At 40.2% G+C, this 18,194-nt stretch carries 16 protein-coding genes; 5 read left to right on the top strand and 11 right to left on the bottom strand.

The genetic code is table 11. The features are described 5' to 3' along the window. Positions 1-5 precede the first annotated feature (5 nt). The 4 genes from IEE83_RS22370 to IEE83_RS22355 form a co-directional block, all read right to left on the bottom strand. Positions 6-452 carry a MarR family winged helix-turn-helix transcriptional regulator gene (locus tag IEE83_RS22370; protein WP_194122710.1) on the bottom strand — a complete coding sequence of 149 codons (447 nt, stop codon included), beginning with the start codon at positions 450-452 and terminating at the stop codon, positions 6-8. A gap of 132 nt (positions 453-584) precedes the next feature. Then, entirely contained in the window at positions 585-1,109 is a 525-nt protein-coding gene (locus IEE83_RS22365; RefSeq protein WP_194122709.1) for a ferritin, read from the bottom strand. 112 nt (positions 1,110-1,221) lie between these two features. Beyond that, positions 1,222-1,581 (bottom strand): hypothetical protein, encoded by a 360-nt coding sequence (locus IEE83_RS22360; RefSeq protein ID WP_194122708.1) that lies wholly within the window; start codon positions 1,579-1,581, stop codon positions 1,222-1,224. A 498-nt stretch (positions 1,582-2,079) separates the two neighbouring features. Beyond that, positions 2,080-3,753: a glutamine--tRNA ligase/YqeY domain fusion protein gene (locus IEE83_RS22355; protein ID WP_194122707.1), complete on the bottom strand. Its 1,674-nt coding sequence runs from the start codon at positions 3,751-3,753 to the stop codon at positions 2,080-2,082. Positions 3,754-4,011: 258 nt separating this feature from the next. On the opposite strand from IEE83_RS22355, the gene truA reads away from it, so the two are divergent. Beyond that, entirely contained in the window at positions 4,012-4,746 is a 735-nt protein-coding gene (gene truA / locus IEE83_RS22350; protein ID WP_194122706.1) for a tRNA pseudouridine(38-40) synthase TruA, read from the top strand. A gap of 8 nt (positions 4,747-4,754) precedes the next feature. On the opposite strand, the gene IEE83_RS22345 is transcribed toward truA, so the two are convergent. From IEE83_RS22345 to IEE83_RS22325, 5 genes are all read right to left on the bottom strand, one after another. Next, positions 4,755-5,510, bottom strand: a complete 756-nt coding sequence (locus IEE83_RS22345) for a DUF1835 domain-containing protein (RefSeq protein WP_194122705.1) — start codon at positions 5,508-5,510, stop codon at positions 4,755-4,757. A gap of 69 nt (positions 5,511-5,579) precedes the next feature. After that, positions 5,580-7,169: an aldehyde dehydrogenase (NADP(+)) gene (locus IEE83_RS22340; RefSeq protein WP_194122704.1), complete on the bottom strand. Its 1,590-nt coding sequence runs from the start codon at positions 7,167-7,169 to the stop codon at positions 5,580-5,582. Positions 7,170-7,289: 120 nt separating this feature from the next. After that, entirely contained in the window at positions 7,290-8,252 is a 963-nt protein-coding gene (locus tag IEE83_RS22335; RefSeq protein WP_194122703.1) for an AAA family ATPase, read from the bottom strand. 60 nt (positions 8,253-8,312) lie between these two features. Next, positions 8,313-9,677 carry a peptidylprolyl isomerase gene (locus IEE83_RS22330; protein WP_379992187.1) on the bottom strand — a complete coding sequence of 455 codons (1,365 nt, stop codon included), beginning with the start codon at positions 9,675-9,677 and terminating at the stop codon, positions 8,313-8,315. Between the two features lie 104 nt (positions 9,678-9,781). Next, complete coding sequence (locus IEE83_RS22325) at positions 9,782-12,073, bottom strand: peptidylprolyl isomerase (protein WP_194122701.1); 2,292 nt, start codon at positions 12,071-12,073, stop codon at positions 9,782-9,784. A 367-nt stretch (positions 12,074-12,440) separates the two neighbouring features. On the opposite strand from IEE83_RS22325, the gene IEE83_RS22320 reads away from it, so the two are divergent. Beyond that, positions 12,441-12,920, top strand: a complete 480-nt coding sequence (locus tag IEE83_RS22320) for a hypothetical protein (protein WP_194122700.1) — start codon at positions 12,441-12,443, stop codon at positions 12,918-12,920. Here IEE83_RS22320 and aqpZ read toward each other — a convergent pair whose 3' ends face one another. Both aqpZ and gloA2 read right to left on the bottom strand, forming a co-directional pair. Further along, entirely contained in the window at positions 12,921-13,601 is a 681-nt protein-coding gene (gene aqpZ / locus IEE83_RS22315; RefSeq protein ID WP_194122699.1) for an aquaporin Z, read from the bottom strand. It abuts the gene before it with no gap. Positions 13,602-13,750: 149 nt separating this feature from the next. Then, a complete protein-coding gene (gene gloA2 / locus IEE83_RS22310) occupies positions 13,751-14,140 on the bottom strand; it encodes an SMU1112c/YaeR family gloxylase I-like metalloprotein (protein ID WP_194122698.1) in 390 nt (129 codons plus the stop codon). 181 nt (positions 14,141-14,321) lie between these two features. Here gloA2 and IEE83_RS22305 point away from each other — a divergent pair, with 181 nt between their 5' ends. The 3 genes from IEE83_RS22305 (at position 14,322) to IEE83_RS22295 (ending at position 18,180) form a co-directional block, all read left to right on the top strand. Beyond that, a complete protein-coding gene (locus IEE83_RS22305; protein WP_194122697.1) occupies positions 14,322-15,500 on the top strand; it encodes an imelysin family protein in 1,179 nt (392 codons plus the stop codon). A 125-nt stretch (positions 15,501-15,625) separates the two neighbouring features. Next, positions 15,626-17,044 carry a di-heme oxidoreductase family protein gene (locus IEE83_RS22300; protein ID WP_310588546.1) on the top strand — a complete coding sequence of 473 codons (1,419 nt, stop codon included), beginning with the start codon at positions 15,626-15,628 and terminating at the stop codon, positions 17,042-17,044. 14 nt (positions 17,045-17,058) lie between these two features. Beyond that, positions 17,059-18,180, top strand: coding sequence for an imelysin family protein (locus tag IEE83_RS22295; RefSeq protein ID WP_194122696.1), 1,122 nt, complete (start codon positions 17,059-17,061; stop codon positions 18,178-18,180). The last annotated feature ends 14 nt before the right edge of the window (positions 18,181-18,194 follow it).

The following is an 18,194-nucleotide window of genomic DNA, read 5'->3' as shown; positions in this document are numbered from 1 at the left end:
TTCAATTAATTACTATGTACTGTTTCAATTTGGTTGATCTTTTCAAGCAGCCCTGTTGCCAGCGCTTTCATTTCACGCATTTCCTTATCTGTAAGTTCAAGACTACACTTAATCTGTTCCGGAATTACGGAAGCGCTTTCTTTTAACTGTTCTCCTGATTCTGTTAACGTAATAATGACAACACGTTCGTCTTCTTTAAGTCTTTTCCGGAGCACCAATTCCCGGTCTTCCAGTTTTTTCAAAAGCGGAGAAAGTGTTCCGGAATCAAGCATTAATTTATGTCCAAGTTCTTTAACCGAAACTGAATCTTCCTCCCAGAGTACCATCATGACAAGATATTGAGGATAGGTGAGTCCGATTTTTTCGAGAAGAGGCAGATAATGGCTCGTAATCTTCCGGGATAAAGCATACAACGGAAAACAAAGCTGATTTGATAATTTTAATAATTCCATGTCTTAATATTGATTGTGCAAAATTAAATTGTATACAATTTAATTCCTAGCATTAACTGGTATTTATTCTTTAAAACGAAAAGAGCCGCATCAGAAGATGCAGCTCTTTTTGTAAGCTTGAATTTTATATTTCTAGTTCTCAGAACTGATTTTCAAAATTGCTTTGTCGATGTGGTAACGACCAGTTCCTTCTTCACCGATTACATCAAAAAGTTCGATAGCGCGACGGGCGTTGTCTTCTTCTTCGATTTGTTCATTTACAAACCACTGCATGAAAGTTTCAGTAGCATAATCTTCTTCGCGACGGCTCTGTGTTACAATGCGGTTGATCGATTGAGTCACATTGATTTCGCTCTGAAGCGCTGCTTCAAAAACACTTCTGAATGAAGCGAATTCTTGTTTTACAGCAGGAACCTCAGGAGAAACAGCAGTTCCGCCAACGGTCATGATGTAGTTGAAAATTTTCAACATATGTCCGCGTTCTTCGTCGGATTGTTTAAGGAAATAAGCTGCGCTGTTTCTGTAACCATTACGGTCGCACCATGAAGCCATAGCCAAATATTTAGCTGATGCTTCTGCTTCCATTTTAACCTGGTTGTTCAATAATATTTCTATCTCTTCTTTTAAAGAAGTACGGGCTCTAAGTAGATCTCTCATGGTATTCGTGTTTATCATTTGAAGTAATAAGCACAAATATCACACGAAAGTTCATCATTACAAGACAAACCTTTAAATTTGGAATTGGTCTAATATGAAGGGTTTCAGCTATTTAGACTAATTCTTGTTCTACGTAAAGAATGGTATGAAGAAGTGAATTAAGTTCAATTGCGAAGTGCGTTCCGTTAACAAGTTCTCTTAACTGGATCAGTTCGCAAAGGGTAAGTTTCTGATTGATATTGAGTTGAGGAGCTTCAACAAATTCGAAATCAGATTCGTCAGACAGATCAAATAATCTGCTTTTTATGTCAATGTTGTTTACTAAACGACGGAAGTTCAGGAAATCCTGGATGCGAAATGAAGCAATCATTTCCCCAAAATGAATTACAATTCTTGAACTTTTATCACACTGAAAACTATAACCTTTGGAGGTACAGAACAATTCATTCGGGTTATTCACTGCAACTGACATTTATATGACCTTGAAATCTGGCACAAAGATAAATCGTAAGTTTTAGCATTGCAAGTATTATTTAAAACCAATCTAATTATATGGAGTGTTTAATTGAAATTTAATGGAGGTTAGGGAAATATAATTTGGAGATTTTTGTGCAGCGATTTAATTATCATAAATAAAAACGTCGTCTACCTTTTTAAGTAACGACGTCTTCAAAAGAAGTGGGTATATAAATTTTTCCAAATCTCTAACCAATCCAGGTAGAAACAAGAAAATACTTTAAGTCCAAAGGACTGATATTATTATAGGAGGTGAAATTTAGAATTTCCAAAACCCCGAAGGGGTGATATTTCATCCCTTCGGGGTTTTGGAGAATATTTTGTTTCTCAATTTCTATAATAATAACATCCCTTCGGGATTGAAAAGCACAATTATAAATATTTTAATTTAACTGCGTTTCGGTATGCTTACTAAGCCTGCATTACTAGCAGAAGGCCAATGGCCAATAGCTACCTATTTTTCCCCAGCCTTCGCCCAGTTATCACGAAGCGTGACCGTACGATTAAAAACAGGCTTCTCAGCCGTTCCATCCGGATCAGCAGCGAAATAACCTTTTCTTAAAAACTGGAATGATTCGCCAGGTTTTGCTTCTGTTAAAGAAGGCTCAGCATATCCGGTAATAATATTTAATGAATCCGGATTCATGTATTGTTTGAAATCACCTTCCTCCGAAGCTACATTTTCAACAGAAAACAAACGGTCATACAAACGAACTTCAACCGGCACCCCATGTTTGGCGGAAACCCAGTGCAATGTTCCCTTTACATTGATTCCAGTAGTATCCTGTCCGCTTTTGCTGTTTTCAACATAGGTACAATGAACTTCGGTAACTTCGCCATTTTCGTCTTTCACAACAGAATCAGCCTGGATGATATATGCTCCTTTTAAACGGACCATTTTACCTGGTGCCAGTCTGAAATATTTTTTAGAGGGAACTTCCATAAAATCTTCACGCTCGATGAAAATTTCTTTTGTGAAAAGAATCTCACGCATACCGGTTGCGATATCTTCCGGATTGTTTTCAGTAATACAGGTTTCAGAAAGATCTTCAGGGAAGTTGGTAATCACCAGTTTCAAAGGATCAAGAACCACCATTCTGCGCAAAGACGTTTTGTTCAAATCTTCACGCACACAAAATTCCAGCAAACCTACATCAATCATATTTTCACGACGTGCCACACCGATACGATCGCAAAATTCACGGATACTTGCCGGTGTATAACCTCTTCTGCGCAAACCGCTGATGGTTGGCATGCGTGGATCGTCCCAGCCATTTACGTGTCCTTCCTGAACAAGCTGCAATAATTTTCTTTTGCTTGTTACCGTGTAATTCAGGTTACGACGCGCAAATTCATATTGATGAGATGGAAATATTTCCAGCTTTTCAATCAGCCAGTCGTACAACTCACGGTGCGGAATAAATTCCATCGTACACAATGAGTGCGTGATATTTTCGATAGAATCACTTTGTCCGTGGGCAAAATCATACATTGGATAAATGCACCATTTGTTGCCTGTACGGTGGTGATGCGCATGTTTGATACGGTATAAAATCGGATCACGCATCAGCATATTTTGATGCGCCATATCAATTTTCGCACGAAGCGTATGACTTCCATCCGGAAAATCACCGTTTTTCATCTGTTCAAAAAGAGTCAGATTTTCTTCAATCGTGCGGTCACGGAACGGACTGTTTTTTCCTGGTTCCGTTGGTGTTCCTTTTAAAGTCGCAATTTCTTCGGAAGTAGAATCGTCAACATAAGCCAGACCCAGATTGATCAGCTTTACTGCATAATCGTACAAAGTATCGAAATAGTCAGAAGCGTAAAGTTCGTTCTGCCATTCAAAACCCATCCAGCGAATATCATTTTTAATACTTTCAACGTATTCCGTGTCTTCCGTTGTCGGATTTGTATCATCAAATCGCAGGTTTGTATAACCCGGAAATTTTTTTGTCAATCCAAAATTCAGACAAATACTTGAAGCATGCCCGATATGAAGATATCCGTTCGGCTCAGGAGGGAAACGGGTTATAATTTCCTTGTACTTACCTGCTTGCAGGTCTGCCTCAATGATCTCTTCAATAAAATTCAGGCTCTTCTCTTCTTTTTTTTCTTCCGTAATCATACAGTACTGGAAATATATTTCAATTGTCAAAGTTAATGTTCTTCACGTCAACCTCGAAATAATTTGTGTTCTTTGAATGAAATCTGTATTTAATTCAGCTTTCTGTTGTCAAATTTATATTGACAAAGTGATTTTTAGAATATTCTGAATCTTCATCAACATAAAAAAGTACAAATCGGTGCCTCATTTCTCACCTTATTCATATCTAAGTTTCAATCTCAAAAAGATAAACTCACTACTTTCTCTTACTTTTGCGGCATGCGCTATTTTATCGAATTCAGCTATAAAGGGACAAATTACAGTGGTTGGCAGAAGCAAAACAATGCAATTTCTGTGCAGCAAAAACTGGATGAAGCACTTACGCTCATTCTGAGAGAAACGATTGAAAGCGTTGGCAGCAGCCGTACCGATACTGGTGTGCATGCGGAGCAACAATATGCACATTTCGATACCATACAGCCGGTTAAAGATTGTGATGTACTAACTTACCGGCTTAATAGTTTATTGCCTTTTGACATTGCGGTTCATCGGGTTTTCGTTGTTGAGGATACTGCACATTCCCGTTTTGATGCCATTTACCGGCGTTATGAGTACCGGATTGTAAAGCGAAAAAATCCTTTTTTGTTCAACGAATCGCATATTTTTCACAAACAACTCAATATTCAATTGATGAACGAAGCGGCTCTTCTATTATTCAAATACAAGAATTTTGAAAGTTTCAGCAAGCTGCATACGCAGGTAAACAATTTTCTTTGTGAAATCACCGAGGCTGAATGGTTTGAGAAAGGCGGAATTCTGATATTCAGTGTAAAATCAAATCGTTTTCTGCGGGGTATGGTTCGGGCACTTGTTGGCACATTGCTCGAAGTGGGTACCGGGAAAAAAAGTATTGGTGATTTTGAAAAAATTATCCAGGCGCAGGATAGGAGCAAGGCCGGAGCACAAGCACCTGCGGAAGGTTTATTTTTAGTTGAAGTCGGGTATCCTGAATAAGCCGGATTTCATTTTATCTTTTCCAAAAGTTTTTCAACCTGCGAATCCCCAAACCCATAAATTCCTTCTCTTTTACCAAATTCCCGGAAAATTGTTTTAAAATCTGTTGTTTCTTTTTCCTTCATAATTTCTTTCAAAACATTTTCTGGCCGATTATATTTCCGGTCGAGCTGAGCCTGTATAACCGGGGACAGAAACGTGAAATTTTCTGATTGGATCAGTGCCAGTTCTACCAGCTTTTCACGATTATCATTTTTATAAGCATCCCAAAGATTCGCCAGCAGACTTAAATCAGAAAGTGAAAGCTCCTTTTTTTGCAGATAAGCTTCTGCAAGTGCATGTCGATCCATAGGACCGAATCCGCGCCAATCCGGTTCCTGGTCAATTAACGGCGGTTTGATAATAAAAGCTTTAATCACATGTGCGACGGGCAGCAACAATGAGGCGCAAAACCATAAATTCGCCTGACAAAAAAGATCGTCTTCAAACCAAAAATTAACTTCTGAATTGGCAGGAATCGCTTTTATTTTTTCAAACTCGGTAACAACTTCTTCAAAATAAACTTCCTTTTCTTCACCATAAGTTTCCTGAATAAAACCTGCGCGGGTTTCCCAAAACTGTTCTGGTGTTGCGCCATCAACCGGTCCGTCCACCAGACATTCCCGGGCGATAATGATTTCGCCGGTTAGCAATTCCGCTGGAAAATTATCCAGTAATGCATCTCCATTAAGGATATGAAAAGTTTTGGTTTTGACGGCGATCATGACTTTATTGTTTAAGAACACTGCTAAACGCTTCCAAAGCTTTTCTTCGGAAGCGTTTAAAGTTAAGATTTATATCTCCCGTTTGGTAGTTTCGTTATTCACCAGCCTGAAAATTCCCAGCGGATTCGCGTTTTTCAATTCAACCGGAAGTAAGGAATCATCCCAATCCTGAAATGACTGCGGACGAACAAACCGAAGAATCGAATGACGGCCAACAGAAGTAAACCGCGCATCAATGGCCGAAGGAAACGGTCCGCCATGATGCATGGATGGACAAACCTCGACACCGGTCGGAACTCCATTCATAATAAATCGTCCGCAAATTCTGGAAAGACTTTGCAGCAATTCCGGATACTTAGCAGCTTCACTAGCATCAGCCATTAAGGACGCAGTTAGCTGGCCTTTCAAACGTGAAATTGCTGACAGTAATTCGGCTTTATCCTTACAGATAACAAGCAATGAAAATGGTCCGAATACTTCTTCGTGGATTTTAGGATTAGCAATAAAATCCTTTCCGCTCACTTTTGCCACAGAGGCCTGCGACTGGTTTTCCTGCTCTTCGGTAAGGTCAGAATATGCCAGTTGCGTTACACCTTCCTGTTCTACCAGTTCATCCCTTAACTTATAAAAATTGGAACGGATACCGGCAGTCAGCATCGTAGTTGATACTGTTTTTAGGATTTCGTTTTTGTATGCTTCTTCAAATAAATTCAGCGAACCGGTTTCAATGACAAATACCAATCCGGGATTTGTACAAAACTGACCGGCGCCGAGTGTTACAGATGCAGCCATTGTTTTGGCCAGCTGCGGTGAATTTTTTTCAAGATATTCCGGCAAAATAACAACCGGATTAACACTTCCCATTTCAGCATAAACAGATATTGGTTCTTCACGCTCCTGCGCCAGTTTGTGCAGCGCCATTCCACCTTTAATCGAACCGGTAAAACCAACAGCCTTACTGGCCGGATGTTTAACCAAGGCCGCGCCAACTTCAAAACCATCATCATACAACATGGAGAAAACGCCGTCCGGCATTCCGGTTCTTTTCGCCGCTTTCACGATTGCCTGAGCCGTAAGATCACTAACACCGGGATGTGCGGCGTGTGCCTTAACTACAACCGGATTTCCCGCTGCCAAAGCCGGACCTGTATCAACACCTGCAACAGAATAGGCAAATGGAAAATTACTCGAACCAAAAACAATCACTGGCCCGATAGGAATAAGCATTTTACGCAGATCTGATTTTGGAACCGTCGTGCGGTCAGGAATGGCTGTGTCAATACTCGCTTCAACCCACGAACCTTCCCGGATCAGATCAGCAAATTGTGTAAGCTGATTAATCGTACGGGCTCTTTCACCTTGTAAACGGGCAATAGGCAAACCTGTTTCAAGATTTGCTCTTTCCAGTAATTCGTCGCCGATGGCCAGGATTTCTTCGGTGATTGCAATTAAAAAATCAGCTCTTTGAGAAGCGGGAATTTGTGAATATGGTCCAAATGCATTTTGAGCAAGTTCCATGGCTTGCGCTACTTCGTCAGGTGTAGCAGCGTGAAATTTCTCAGGTAATTCTATATTTTGAGCAGGAACGTAGGATTTAAAAGTGCGCTCGTTTTGGGACGAAAGTGAATAACCTATATAATTTTCTCCTTGAATTGTCATGGTTGGAATTATGGTTTTGTGTTGAAGAATTTAATATACAGATACCTTTAAAAGCAAAAAATTGCGTTGATATCCTTTACAGATCAACGCAATTTTGTATAAATTAAATTCCTTTTCTGATTAAAGAAGACGAGCAATGATGTCGTCGACCGATATTCCCTCAGCCTCTGCTTTAAAGTTTCGGATAATCCTATGACGCAGAACCGGAAGTGCAACCGCCTTTACATCTTCAACATCAGGAGAATATTTTCCTGAAAGCAAAGCATTACATTTTGATGCCAGAATCAATGCCTGAGAAGCACGCGGACCAGCGCCCCATTCCAAATAATCACTTGTGTCTTTTATTGCCAGAGCAGAAGATGGTCTGGTTTTATGAACCAGTTTTACAGCATATTCAATCACATGATCCGTAACCGGAACACGGCGAACAAGATGCTGGAAATCCATAATTTCCTCTGCTGTAATTACTTCCTTAACCTGATATTTTGAATCGTTGGTCGTACTTTTTACAATGCTTACTTCCTCGGCATAAGATGGATAATCCAGCTGAATCATAAACATAAACCGGTCTAATTGCGCTTCCGGAAGTGGATAAGTTCCTTCCTGCTCAATCGGGTTTTGCGTTGCGAGTACGAAAAACGGACGGGATAAAGCATGTCTTTGTCCGGCTATCGTTACTGAATATTCCTGCATCGCTTCCAAAAGTGCCGACTGCGTTTTTGGAGGCGTACGGTTAATTTCATCCGCAAGAATAATATTTGAAAATATCGGCCCCTGAATAAATTTGAAATTACGATTCTGATCCAAAGTTTCTGATCCCAGGATATCTGAGGGCATTAAATCGGGTGTGAACTGAATCCGGTTGAATTTTAAATCCAGCGACGAAGCAATGGTTTGAATAAGCAGTGTTTTGGCCAATCCGGGTACGCCGACTAACAAACAATGTCCCTGACAAAAAATGGCTGTAAGCAATCTTTTAATAACTTCATCCTGTCCGACGATCACTTGTCCTATTTCACTACGGATTTTTTCATAGGCCACTTTCATAGCCTCGGCTGCTTCAACGTCAGATTTATAATTCACAGTGAGTCAATTTTCAATTTTGGGGAATCTTAAATTTCTTCAATCGGCATGCTTTCAAACTCAGGTATCGCTGCCATTGGACAACCCGAGAATTTTACAATTTTTATATTCCGGTTCAACACTGATGAAAACATCACCCTGTGCTTTTTTGAACCATTCTTCCAGCGCATGATTTCTTTTATTGCTCAATACAATCTGGGAAATTTTCTCGTAATCATCACGAAGATTGGCGGTATGCGGTTCAGATCTGCTTTTATACCAAAGAATACGCATCGCACTTCTTCCGTCTTCTGTACGGTAAGAAACCGGAACGCTCAAATCTCCAACTTTCATCGTATCAATTGCAAAATAAAGCGCAGGGTCCATTGAAGCATCAAGTGTCAAACGTCCAAGCTGTGTATTTCTATCCTGAATAATTCCTCCCGTTTCAGCAGTTTCTTTATCTTCTGAATTGTTAAGCGCTGCTTTTGCGAATTTCAAAGTATCCGATTTAATCAGAATACGCAAACTGTCAAGCACACGAAGTGCACTGCTCATGTCTGTTCCTTTGTTATAATCTGGTCTCAACAGAATGTGACGTGCGTGATATTCCGCACCGCGGGTTTCAATCAGTTTTATTAAGTGAAAACCAAATTGCGATTCCACGATGTCTGACATTTCTCCCGGTTTCAATGCTAATGCTGTACCCTCAAATTCAGGAACCATCGCTCCGCGTTTTGCAAAACCCAAATCTCCGCCATTTTTTGCAGATCCAACATCCTCAGAATAAATGGTCGCAAGCATGGCGAAATCTTCACCTTTTTCTGCTCGCGCTCTCAGTTCAAGAAGCTGGTTTTTTAATTTATCTTTTTGTTCTCTCGTAACAGTTCCCAGACGAACAATATGCCCGATCTCAACTTCCGAAGGGATATAAGGTAAACTGTCTTTTGGAATTGAATTGAAGAATTTACGTACATCACTCGGTGTGATTTTAACGTTCCCCGAAATGGTACGCTGCATTTTTTCAACTACTTTCTGCTCTTTTACCTGTGTACGAAGTTCGGTTTTCAAGTTTTCAACACTTTTTCCGTAAGCCTCAACCAGGTTTTTTTCTGATCCGAAACGCTGGATCATATAGTTCATTTTTCCGTCAAGCTCATTATCAACGTCCTTATCTTCAACAGTTACGGAGTCAATTTCAGCTTTTGCCAAAAGCATTTTGTTGATAATCAGAGATTCAAGGATCTGGCATTTTTCAGGAGCTTTCTGACCATTCTGTGCATAGCTGTTATACATTTCTTCCAGCTCGGAATTGAGGATATAATGGTTATCCACACGGGCAATAATCTTGTCAATCATAACACCCTGCTGTCCTTGTCCGTAACCAACCAGACTTAAACACAATGTGCAGATTGCAAAACATTGCATTACTATCAATCTATTTATTTTCATATAATTTTAAGTGTTCCTGAATTGAAATAGTAGGGCTTATTTATTCCGGTTTTGTAATAAAAAGATAGTCAACCGGTTTTCAAAATGCTAATTTACGTTTAACGCTTAATTTTTTCTAATTCTTGTTGATTCACTTTCACCGGAAATTTTTGTTGAAGCTTTTCAAGCCACTGTTTTTCCAGTATTTTTTGATATTCATTGATCACACTTCCTCGTGCTTCGCCAAATGTTTTTACTCTTGCCGGTTCAATTTTCTGAATTTCAATCCAGTAAGTTAATCCATTGGCAGTCACGGTTTGTTCGCCGGTTTCCCATTTTGCCTGACTAAGTAAAGCATTATTTTTCTGGAAATATCCTTCCTGGATTATAACGGCATCCGGTGTTACAGAATTATAGACTTTCTCCACATCTTTTTTGGACTGACTATAAAACTGGAAACTTAGTCTTCTATTACGCTCAATTTCGGCAGATTGACGAAAAGATCCGTAATCTTTTTCAAGAATTCTTACAATGGATATATTTTTTGAACTTAAATATTGAACTGCCTTTCTGATTCTGTCGGAAGAAATCGTTTCAGCTTCCGTCGAAGAACGGTAACCAGCTATTTCAACAACATAATCCGGATTTTTTTGCAGGATGATATATACATCATATAATTTATCAATCTGATCCTGAGTAAGATCACTTGAACCTTCCTTGAAAATCAGTTCGTTTGCTTTTCTTTCCAGTAAATAAGGACTTTTTGAAATTGATTTTTTTACTGCATGAAGTGTCGCAGTATCCGGGGCTGTTACAATTGTTCCAAAAGCACGTTCAGGATAACGGAAATGATCCATATTTTTTTGATAATAGGCCTGCTGTCCGGCAGAATCGGTAAGAGAACGCTGTAACACATTTTCTTCCATCAACTGATCCAGCAAAACACCTTGTCGGATTTCTGTGATCTGGCTTTTAAATTCCGGGAGTGATTCTTCGAGATGCTCCTTTTCATAAGCGAGAAGACGATCCGTCAGATAATCATTGTAAAAATGTCTGAAAATTACTTCCGGTGACGAGCCTTTCGGACGGGGCTTCTGCTGATTTTTAACATAATTTAGGAAAGACAGCGCGTCGTATGGTCTTTTTTCAATTGTAAATATTACGTTGGAAGCCCAATCTGATGAAACAGCTTTCATATAGTCCCATGAACCTAAAATCAGCGTACTGTCGATTAGCGGATTAAACAGTGCATATTTATCAGCAAATTCCTGAATGGCATATTTGGCACGAAGACGTTTTGCCGTTGCCTGATCCAGAATTTTTCCACGGGAATCCGTTACCACTTTTTGTCTCAAAGTTGGAGCCAAAACGCTGTATGGTTCCAGATTTTTCTTTTCAATCAGTTTGATAATGTGCCAGCCGTAAGATGAAAGAACGGGTGCAGCATAAGAATTCAGTCTGGTCAGTGCAAATGATGTTTCTTCAACTTCCGGAACCATCTGGCCGATACCAAACGGTGGTAGCAAACCATGATTTTTGCTGGATTGTTTGTCGTCGGAATAAGCTTCTGCTATGGCATCCCATTCCTGGCCGTTTTGAAGTTTTTTGTAAGCCTCGTCAATTTTAGTTTTCGCTGTTGCCTTTTGCGCTTCGGTTGCTTTTTTATCAACCTTCACCATAATGTGGGCAATTCTCACCGTACCACGACTGGCCCTGCGATCATTCACTTTGATGATATGGTAACCGGTTTTACTGCGTACGGGTTGAGATGTTTTTCCAACGGGCAAAGTATAGGCAACTGTTTCAAATGGATAAACAGTTTGGAAAACAGTAAAATAACCAAGATCGCCTTTGTTATGAACAGCTGATGGATCCTTGGAAAATTTTGCTGCCATATCTCCAAAATCAGAACCTTCTTCCAGTCTTCCGCGTAATGCTATGGCTGCGTTGTATGCATCCAGTGTATCCTTTGCGGAAGCATCTTCCGGCACCGCGATCAGAATATGAGAAGCTTTCACTTCCTGTTTCATTCTGGCATAGGCCTCAGTTGAAAGTTTTTCAACCAGTGCTTTATCAACCAAAAAGTTTTTGGCTAGTTGATCGTAGTAGGAATTAATTTCTTCTTTATAATCATTCGTGGTATCCAGTCCTTCGCTTTGTGCGGCCAGCAATTTAATTTTCTGATCTCTGTAAAGCGGTAAATATTCTTCCGTCGAGAGTTCCTTTACAGAGTCTGAGGCAAATTTATTTTTGTTATAAGAATCTAAAAAGTCATTCGCACTGAATTTTTCATTTCCAATTTGTATGAGCGCAGGGGTTTCAGAAACTACTTGGGTTTTAGGAGCTGAGGTCTTACAGGAATTAAATATTACCGCGGAAAGCAGAGAAATTATTATCGGGTATTTAAACATACGTGTACACAATTCGTAAACAGGAGATTGCTCATCTCCACATAAATTTTAATCTAACTTTTATAAGTTCTAAATATTGTATTTGCCCAAAGTTATATCCTTTCAAACGAGTATAAAAATAATACTCATGTGAACACCACTTTTAGGCTGTGGAATTCCCCATTTTCCGGGCTCAAAAACAGTGTAAATCTGCTACAATTTAAGAACTGGAAGAGACCTGAAATTACTCGTAATTTCTCTCTTTTATGAAAATAAATTTAATCTATATGGTTTAAAGAATAATATTGATTTTTCTGATCATTTTGTAACCGTTGGGCATAGAATTTGTGCGTGTTTTGAAATACCTTCACCTGTTTCAGCAACTGCTATGGAAGATTCCAAATTACACGAGTTCGTTCTGAAAATAAGCTCTTTATGGAACGAACAAAAAATCAGAGAGGTCCTTTATCTTGAAGCTTTGAAAAAAGACAGTATGGGTCCCCTGAGGAGAATGCTTACGCAAGGACATTTTAGCGCTTTGCTGTTCCAGAAGGAAATCCATTGGATTTATGACTACTTCAAATGTTTCTTAACCGACAAAGATCTTGTCAACAATGAAGAAGTAAATTTAAACACCGTCTCGGCCCTGCACAATCTGGAAGATAAGGAAGAAGTAGCCGGATATCTGAAGAAAACAGAAGGGAAAATTTTGCAATCGTACAGATCACTTTATAAGTATCTGGACAGAGATTTGGAAACCAGAAGGGTTGTTGATGAGCACCTGGACAGGATCTCTGAATTTTATGAAATCCTGTCCAAGCAGGAAATTGTGATAATAAAGGAACTGAAACGTCCCGTTGCAGCCTGATTAATCTTCGCTCGAAAGGAATTTGTACACAATTCCTGCCAATGCTGCACCAACCACCGGTGCTACAATAAATAACCAAAGTTGTTCTGTTGCCCATCCGCCTACAAATATTGCCTGACTGATACTTCTTGCCGGATTCACCGAAGTATTGGTAACCGGAATACTGATCAGGTGAATCAATGTTAAAGCCAAACCAATAGCAAGACCTGCAAATCCGCCCGAAGCTTTTTTATCCGTTGCTCCAAGAATAATAATCAGGAACATAAATGTCATAACGATCTCCGTTACCAGGGCTGCCACCATGCTGTATTTGCCGGGAGAATGTTCGCCGTAACCGTTTGCCGCAAAATCTCCGATCGCACTTCCATTTCCGGTTATGATGAAAGACAATACCGCCGCAGCTGCAAGTCCGCCAAGGATTTGCGCGACGATGTACGGCAATAAATCTCTGCTGGAAAATCTGCCGCCGATCCAGAGGCCTACAGAAACTGCCGGATTAAGATGTGCACCGGAAATGTGCCCAAGGGAATAAGCAATGGTCAATACCGTTAATCCAAAAGCAAAGGAAACACCAAGCAATCCAATTCCGACATGTGGAAATGCCGCCGCCAGCGCCGCACTTCCGCAACCGCCTAAAACCAACCAAAATGTCCCGATAAATTCTGCTGCGTACTTTTTCATGTGTGTATAGTATTTAAATGTTAAAGTGTGTTTGTTTTTCTGGATAATAGACGCTGATAGCTGTTAGAGGTCACAGTTGTCCCAAAAACCAAAAGCCCCGAATGTAAAATCAATTACATTCAGGGCTTTTCTTAATCTAAACAGCAATACTAAACTTCGTAGAGTTCTATCGGCAGATCGTCGGGATCAGCAAAAAAGGTGAATTTTTTGCCCGTGAACTCATCAATACGAATGGGTTCCGGATGGACATCTTTTTTTACAAGTTCTTCAATGGCTTCTTCAATATTTTCAACCTGAAATGCCAGATGCCGCAAGCCAGTCGCTTCCGGTCTGGATGGTCGTTTAGGTGGATCGGGGAATGAAAATAATTCGATTAAATATTGACCATTTAAAGATAAATCAAGTTTGAAAGATTGTCTTTCCACACGGTTAACTTCACGGTCAATAGTAAAACCTAAAACATCGGTGTAAAAGCTTTTTGACTTTTCGTAGTCAGAAGCGATAATCGCAATATGATGAATTCCTTTCAGTTGCAGCATTTAGGTAAAAGTTAATATTCTCCCAAAGGTAACAAAGTTCGATTTTCCGGATGCAATTATGACGACAATCATAGTTAAGCGCCTGATTAAAATCCTATTAATTTTTAATTATAACTAATCTAAATAACTTTAATACTTACCTTTGCAGCCGAAGCCATAATATCACGAAAGACAAAAACATATGAAGAGGTTTATTATTCCGGTAATACTTTTAGGATTAATGTCAGGATGTAGTTCGTCGGATGACGATGCAGTTGATGGCGTTGATCCGTTACGTCAGCAGGTTGTTGAAAATTATGCAAGCCTTGTTCTTGCGAATTATACGGATGCCATTACCACTGCAAAAGCGTTACAAACCCAGGTAAATGCATTTCTTGCAGCGCCAACTGCAAAAGGATTGGAAGATTGCAAAACTGCCTGGTTGAAAAGTCGTATTCCCTACTTGCAAACCGAAGCATTCCGTTTTTACGACGGACCAATTGATGCCGCCGCTGATAATTATGAAGGTTTAATTAATGCATGGCCATTGGATGAAGCCTATATTGATTATACTGACAGCCTGGGTACTATTATCTATGGTGGTGTTATCAACGATCTAAAAGGTTATCCTTCCATTACGGAAGCCGTTCTTTTGGGAGATAATGAGAAGAATGGAGAAACCGATGTTAAGGTAGGTTACCACGCCATCGAATTTTTACTATGGGGACAGGATCTCTACGCAGATAGTCCTGGAAAACGTCCATACACTGATTACGTAACCGGTGGAACAGGTACCAACCAGGCAAGAAGAGGTCAATATCTTAAAATTGTAACTGATTTATTGGTAAAAGATCTTGAATCGGTAAAAGCACAGTGGGAAACTACCGGCGCATATCGCAAGGATTTTACAGCCGCTGCAAATGTGGATCAGTCGCTGATGAATATTTTTAATGGAATGGGAAAACTGACCAAAGGCGAACTTTCCGGAGAACGTATGACGGTTTTGCTTGCCTCGAAAGATCAGGAAGATGAACATTCCTGCTTTTCTGACAATACGAAAAACGATTACATTTATGATGAAGCTGGTATTTACAACGTCTATCTGGGGAAATATACCAGAACAGACGGAACCGTGCTTGACGGCCCAGGATTAAACGATCTTGTATTGGCAAAAAATGCATCTGTTAACACAACAATGATCGCCAAACTTGATGCTTCTGTTGCTGCAATCAACGCAATCCCTGCACCTGTTGATCAATCGGTAACCAAAAGTCCTGATTCATTTAAAGCCGCTATTACAGCATTGCGTACACAGGCAGATCAGTTATCTGTTGCTGCACAGGCAATTGGGATTAATTTAACTATTCCTGAAAGTAATTAACAAGAGGTAGAGTTTTGACGGATAGAAGTCAGTTGGTAAAGCCAAATTCCTATCCGTCAAACTTTCCAACAAATAATTGAAGATTCAATTCTTCAATTTCACCACCATGAATAATTGTCATTAAAGTGAGTGCAATACTCAGAAACTTGATTGTCCATTCATTTTGGATATTCAGTATTACCATTTTCAGTCAGTGCAGTTCTCCCAAAGTTGAATCCGAAGTCGAGACAGACGTGGATGAAGCTTACTCGGGTGGTAAGGAAGGGACTGTTTTTGACCAGACCGCCAATGCTTTTGGGAATTCCCTGATCAACCTTAACTCGGACGAAGTAGATCAGTTTGTAATCGGAAATTCATTCAATAGAAATAATTGGGTTACGGCTCCGTCCTCAACATCTGCAAGAGACGGGCTTGGACCATTTTTTAACGCCACGTCCTGTTCTGCCTGTCATTTTCAGGATGGTAAAGGAACACCTTTAAATGCAGATCAAACAATTACGCAATCTTTACTTTTCCGTTTGTCTATTCCTGGAAAAGGTGAACATGGTGAACCGCTTTTTGATCCGAATTATGGTGAACAGTTCAATCCCAGAGCAATTATCGGCGTTGAGGCTGAAGGCGATGTTTCCGTAACTTATCAGGAAATGCCTGGTACTTATCCTGACGGAACTTCTTATTCTCTTAGAAAACCAACCTATATTTTTTCAAATCTGAAATACGGACCGATGTCCGGTACTTTAATTTCGCCAAGAATTTCAACACAAATGTCTGGTGTTGGACATCTGGAAGCGGTTACCGAAGCAACCATTCAATCTTTTGCAGATCCAGATGATTCAAATGGCGACGGCATTTCCGGTCGACCTAATTATGTCTGGGATTATAAAACGCGGAAAAAAGTAATGGGGCGTTTTGGCTGGAAAGCAAATCAGTCAACGGTAGAACAACAAACTGCTTCTGCTTTTAACGGGGATTTGGGAGTAACATCTACCTTATTCATCACTGAAGGTTTGACAACAGCTCAAAAAGTAAAATATGGTAATTTAGCCAACGGCGGTTCGCCCGAAGTTGAGGATAATATATTTCAGGATGTTGTTTTTTATATCAAAGCGCTGGCCGTTCCGGGCAGAAGAAGTTTGACGGACCAACAGGTTATAAGCGGGAAAGCGCTTTTTATCAAAGCAAATTGTTCAGGTTGTCATATTCCAAAAATGACCACGGGGAAATCTGATTCTCCAAGTTATCTTTCCGCACAAACGATCCGGCCATATACTGATTTGCTATTGCATGATATGGGAGACGGTCTGGCTGATAGTCGTCCGGATTTTGAAGCAACAGGAACGGAATGGCGTACGGCTCCGCTTTGGGGAATTGGGCTGGTGCAAACGGTTAACAAGCATACCAATTTCCTGCATGACGGACGTGCCAGAAACGAAGAGGAGGCGATTTTATGGCATGGAGGAGAGGCAGAAAAGTCGAAGCAGGCTTTTATGAAATTCTCAAAATCCGACCGTGAAGCTGTGTTGAAATTTATTGATTCTTTATAGTAAGACCCAAAGATATGTTTAAGAAAATATTTTATTTCCTGTCCGTAGCTGCCATTATTGTAGCCTGTTCATCCAAGGATAGTCCCGATCCTTCGACTTCTTCGGATCGTGTAGCGATGCTTACCAATCTGGGAAAAAATGTAATTGTGCCTTCCTTTGAAGCCTTTTCGACCAGTTCTCAAAGCCTGGCAAAAGCTGCAAGTGATTATGCTGCCGACACAAAAAGTGAGGCCAAGTTAACAGCACTTCAAACGGCATGGACTGCAACCGCGGCTTCCTGGAAAACAGCCTCATTATTTACCCAGGGACCCATTGAAGATGATTTCCTGTCCTCAGGGATTTATTTTACTACGACAAATTATACAGGAATTGAGAAAGCGATAACACAAACGACTGCGACGATTGATAATGCTTATATCGAAAGTCTTGGTGCAACTTTGAAAGGAATTCCGGCCATCGAATATTTGCTTTTCAGCACAACGGGAAATGCTGCCGTGATAGGAGGTTATACCGGCGTTAACGGTGCGCAAAGAGCTGCTTACTTGAAAGCCCTTACTGTTAATTTGCAAAATCAGGCAGCAAATGTTGTCACGAAATGGAAATCAGACGGCGGAAATTATGTGAAAACATTTATTGCTGCGGACGGAAGTGATATTAATTCTTCTCTTGGTATTCTTTCTAACAAAATGATCGACCTGATTTATACGATCAAAGATGAACGCATTGGCGCACCGCTTGGAAAAAGAACAAACGGAACACCGCAGCCGGATCTTGTGGATGCAAAATTCAGCAACGCTTCTTTAACTTTAATGAAAGCGGAATTGCAGTCACTGGAAAATGCTTTTACCGGAAAAAGTTTGAGCGGCAGTGATGGATCTGGAATTGACGATATTCTGGATAAAGCAAATGCTATGTCGGGAAGTGTGTTGTTAAGCAAAAAAATAAAAGATCAGTTTGCAGTAGTAAAAGGGAAACTGGATCTGATCACGGTTCCTTTAAGCAGTGCGGTAACGACACAGCAAGCTGCTGTAAGTGCTTTGTATGACGAGGTGAAAAGGTTGCAGGTAATGATGGAGGTGGATATGATCAACAATCTGGGCGTGTTGCTGACTTTCAGTGATAATGACGGGGACTAATTAATGGTTAAGGG

Origin of the sequence: Dyadobacter subterraneus (assembly GCF_015221875.1) — a bacterium.
In the GTDB taxonomy this organism is placed as follows: Bacteria; Bacteroidota; Bacteroidia; order Cytophagales; family Spirosomataceae; genus Dyadobacter; species Dyadobacter subterraneus.
The sequence above is the reverse complement of the archived record's forward strand: the minus strand, read 5'-3'. Positions and strand labels throughout refer to the sequence as shown.

Coding starts and splice junctions, on each gene's coding strand:
- IEE83_RS22370 (WP_194122710.1), bottom strand. CDS start 452: ATGGAATTATTAAAATTATCAAATCAGCTTTGTTTTCCGTTGTATGCT.
- IEE83_RS22365 (WP_194122709.1), bottom strand. CDS start 1,109: ATGAGAGATCTACTTAGAGCCCGTACTTCTTTAAAAGAAGAGATAGAA.
- IEE83_RS22360 (WP_194122708.1), bottom strand. CDS start 1,581: ATGTCAGTTGCAGTGAATAACCCGAATGAATTGTTCTGTACCTCCAAA.
- IEE83_RS22355 (WP_194122707.1), bottom strand. CDS start 3,753: ATGATTACGGAAGAAAAAAAAGAAGAGAAGAGCCTGAATTTTATTGAA.
- truA (WP_194122706.1), top strand. CDS start 4,012: ATGCGCTATTTTATCGAATTCAGCTATAAAGGGACAAATTACAGTGGT.
- IEE83_RS22345 (WP_194122705.1), bottom strand. CDS start 5,510: ATGATCGCCGTCAAAACCAAAACTTTTCATATCCTTAATGGAGATGCA.
- IEE83_RS22340 (WP_194122704.1), bottom strand. CDS start 7,169: ATGACAATTCAAGGAGAAAATTATATAGGTTATTCACTTTCGTCCCAA.
- IEE83_RS22325 (WP_194122701.1), bottom strand. CDS start 12,073: ATGTTTAAATACCCGATAATAATTTCTCTGCTTTCCGCGGTAATATTT.
- IEE83_RS22320 (WP_194122700.1), top strand. CDS start 12,441: ATGGAAGATTCCAAATTACACGAGTTCGTTCTGAAAATAAGCTCTTTA.
- aqpZ (WP_194122699.1), bottom strand. CDS start 13,601: ATGAAAAAGTACGCAGCAGAATTTATCGGGACATTTTGGTTGGTTTTA.
- gloA2 (WP_194122698.1), bottom strand. CDS start 14,140: ATGCTGCAACTGAAAGGAATTCATCATATTGCGATTATCGCTTCTGAC.
- IEE83_RS22305 (WP_194122697.1), top strand. CDS start 14,322: ATGAAGAGGTTTATTATTCCGGTAATACTTTTAGGATTAATGTCAGGA.
- IEE83_RS22295 (WP_194122696.1), top strand. CDS start 17,059: ATGTTTAAGAAAATATTTTATTTCCTGTCCGTAGCTGCCATTATTGTA.